Genomic DNA, 3,364 nt, shown 5'->3' on the forward strand with positions numbered 1-3,364 from the left:
CGGCGGTCCAAGCCGATCCGGCCGTTCGCGCCGTCTACGTCGGGGGCGAAAAATGAGCGCGTGCCTTGCCTTTGAGAATTTAACAGGCGGCTACGGCAGCACCACGATCGTGCGCGATCTCAGCGGCGCGGCCGCAGCCGGCGAGGTGCTATGCGTGCTCGGGCGAAATGGCGTCGGCAAGAGCACGTTGATGAAGCTCCTTTTCGGCTATCTGCCGCGCCGGGCCGGCCGCGTTTTGTTGCACGGCAAGTCGGTTGACGGGCTTGATCCCGCCGCGCGACGCCGTTCGGGCATCACCTTTTGTCCGCAAGAACGACCGGTATTCGATGACCTATCGGTTCGCGATAACCTGACGTTGATGCGCACCAACCGTCACCTGTCGCCGTTCCGTTCCTATTTTGCACGATTCCCGATCCTCGAGCGCCGCCTCAGCCAACACGCCGGTACGCTATCGGGAGGCGAGAAAAAGATTCTCTCGTTTGTCCGCGGTCTTGCCGAGGACCAGCCGGTGGTGCTGCTTGATGAGCCGAGCGAAGGCGTGCAGTGGGAGAACATCCTCCATATGGACGCGTGCATCGCCGAGAAGAAAGACGCTGGTACGGCATTTATCGTCGTCGAACAAAATCTGGCCTTCGCCGAGCGTATCGCCGACCGCTATCTGGTCATGGACCAGGGTCGGGCCATCCTCGAAGGAACGCGCTCGACAGTTGACCGCGAGCGCGTCCTCGCCCACATGCACGTGTGAGTTTGCGGCTGTGCCAAAGTTGCAAATGAACCGTGGAAGGGCGTGGCACGGGAGCGCTGATAAGAACTCGGCGAGCTGGACGACATTACTCGTAGAAGCCTTGTGCTCCTTGGGGCCGGTTCCCCTTCGATGCCGAGGCGTAGAGAAAGGCAATTTGATGATTCGAGCACACGTTGGAGGGCAAAAAAAACGCTCCTGAGGATTTGGCTGACTCCTGTGGATTCTGCCAAGTCGATTGTTTGATGGTTGGCGTAACCATCTGCGGAGCTCGCACAAACGACATTACAACCAAGTTCGTGCGCACCTGTCGCGAGAAGAACGCAGCGTTTCCATGCGACATCGAGAGGATCGGTCACGTCCTGCCCTTGCCAATCCTGGGCGGACTGCATCATCAATCTGTCCGAGTTTGACCGTTCGACAGGGATACGGTCATTCTGCACCCCACTGGTAATCATGACCATCTCGGACGATGTCCGCGCTTTTTGCTGAAGAACCTGTTTCGCTACCGTTGCTGGGGGCGAGGTCGACTAAACGACTCAACTGAGTAGCTATAGCACGGCGATCTGCTTGCGGTGAATCAGATCGAAGTCGATCTTAGCGCCGATTCCCGGGCCTTGCGGCGCGTGAACGAGGCCGTGACGATCGACCTCGATGTCCTCGGCAAGGCCGTATTTCTGGGCGCGGTCGGGCAGCAGGACCTCGAAATATTCGCAGTTCTTGATCGCCATGATGAGGTGCAAGTTGGCCAAGTTGTTGAGCGAATTGCCGCCATGATGCACCTCGTAGTTCATGTGAAAGCATTCGGCGAGGTGGGCGGTCTTCAGGCACGGGGTCAAGCCGCCTTTCACGGCGACGTCACCGCGCAGAAAGTCGGTCGCTTGCATGATCAGCCACGGTGCGTACGCGGTATGTCCTCCCGGCGCATACTCGGTTGCTAGGATGGGCACGGAGAGCTTCTGCTTGAGCTTGACATAGTTCGCGACGTCGTCCTCGACGAGCGGGTCTTCGTACCAGTAGAACCCGAGCCGCTCGATCACCTGGCCGACGCGTAGCGCCTCGGGATATTTGTAGCTCCAGGTGGAGTCGAGCATCAGTCGGTAGTCGTCATCGACCGCGCGGCGCACCTGCTCGCAGATCGCGATGTCCTCCCGCCAGCGCGTGGGCGGATGGATCTTGTAAGCGGTCCATCCGCGCTCGCGAAAGGCGGCGGCTTCGTCCGCATAGGCCTGTGCCGATGGCAGCACTGCCGAGCTCGCATAGGCGGGTACCGAGGAACGGAACCCGCCCATGAGCTTGTGGATCGGGATATTCGCCGCCTTGCCGGCCAGATCCCATAACGCCACGTCGAGTGCGCCGATCGCGCGAAGGGCGAATAGGCGGGCGCGCTGCCACATATGTTCGAATAGGAGCTCGCGATCGAACGGGTCTTTGCCGATGAGCATCGGTTTGAGCACGCCGGTCACGATCTTGGCGTCGACGCTTCCCGCGCGGCTCGCGGAACCGAGGAAGTCGTGACCCTCAAGGCCCTGATCGGTGCGGATCGTCACGAGGCCGAGATCGCTCGATCCGGAGAAACGGCCGGTAATACTCGCATACTGGGTCTCCGGAATATCGTCCCAGGCGAACAGCGTAACGGTGATGTCGGTGATTTTCATTGTGCGTTCCCTTCTTCCCTAGGCAGCGGACGGGCCCGTTAGGTATCGCGGGTAAAATTCAGTCGACATGTCGCGCGGCTAGATTATCTTGCTTTTTAAAATTTGGTGTAGAGGAGTCAAGTTTTCAGGCAGCAAGGTTGAGTTCGAAACAGCATCGTTTGATCTCCTGATCGAGGCGGTCGAAAGCCTTACGGAGCGGGGTGGGGGCTCGAGGGGCGGGGTCGAAAATATCGGCAAGCTTGGGGCGCAGTAGTCGTGCATGGGTGCGGGTGAAGAACAGGGCGACGCGTAACCCCTGGGCAGTGACGTGATAGCGATGGGTTCCGGGGACGCGGCGGATGAGAGCGTGCAGGCGCAGGCGGCGAAGGTCGTAGGTCATTCGGCCCGGGGAATCCTGTCCCGGCAGCCCCTATACATCTCGTCGGTCTGAGGCGTAGCCTCGCTAGCTATCGCGCTGGGAAAAGCGCGGGAAGGGGGGATCTGAGATGAGTTGGTGAAGTCGCCAAAATCACTGTTGGCGCAGGGCATCGTCCGATTCCTCAATGATCGTGTTGTAATTCCGGCGCCGATTTGATCTTTCGCAAAGCGGGTAGCTGGCTCAGCAGTATATTGTTATCTTAAATTTTCGTCTAATTTTGCGCCGAAGAACGGGAAGGGTGCGCTTCGCAAAAGCGCTCCTTTTTGGCGAAAACTTGCTCGATTGAATTGGGATCGGTGGAGAAATGTCATACGCGTCGCGTTCCATAAGTTCACCGAACTGGAGACCAGCTAGCCGGTCGTTCTTAACCTTCGCTGATCCGCCGCATCGGACAGGCCGATGCCGAGGATCATGCATTGATCGGATTCGGCGATGATCACGTCGTCGCGGTGACCGCCAATGTCGACAGAGCAGTCTCGATGCTCATAAGCACGCGCGGGATCGAAACGAAGACGGAAGGCGCCTGTAATGGCATGATGCCAACTC

4 protein-coding genes are annotated in these 3,364 nt (G+C 59.0%); 1 reads left to right on the plus strand and 3 read right to left on the minus strand.

The window, feature by feature from the left end; genetic code table 11:
* Positions 1-52: 52 nt before the first annotated feature.
* On the plus strand, positions 53-745 hold the full coding sequence (locus VEJ16_17785; protein HYB11514.1) for an ATP-binding cassette domain-containing protein: 693 nt from the start codon (positions 53-55) through the stop codon (positions 743-745).
* A gap of 548 nt (positions 746-1,293) precedes the next feature.
* Here VEJ16_17785 and VEJ16_17790 read toward each other — a convergent pair.
* The 3 genes from VEJ16_17790 to VEJ16_17800 all read right to left on the minus strand — a co-directional run.
* Positions 1,294-2,400, minus strand: coding sequence for an enolase C-terminal domain-like protein (locus VEJ16_17790; protein ID HYB11515.1), 1,107 nt, complete (start codon positions 2,398-2,400; stop codon positions 1,294-1,296).
* 124 nt (positions 2,401-2,524) lie between these two features.
* Positions 2,525-2,779, minus strand: a complete 255-nt coding sequence (locus VEJ16_17795) for a hypothetical protein (GenBank protein ID HYB11516.1) — start codon at positions 2,777-2,779, stop codon at positions 2,525-2,527.
* Positions 2,780-3,168: 389 nt separating this feature from the next.
* Positions 3,169-3,364 (minus strand): hypothetical protein (locus VEJ16_17800; GenBank protein HYB11517.1); only part of this gene is annotated, 196 nt, incomplete at its 5' end.

The organism is Alphaproteobacteria bacterium, from assembly GCA_035625915.1.
Classification (GTDB): domain Bacteria; phylum Pseudomonadota; class Alphaproteobacteria; order JACZXZ01; family JACZXZ01; genus DATDHA01.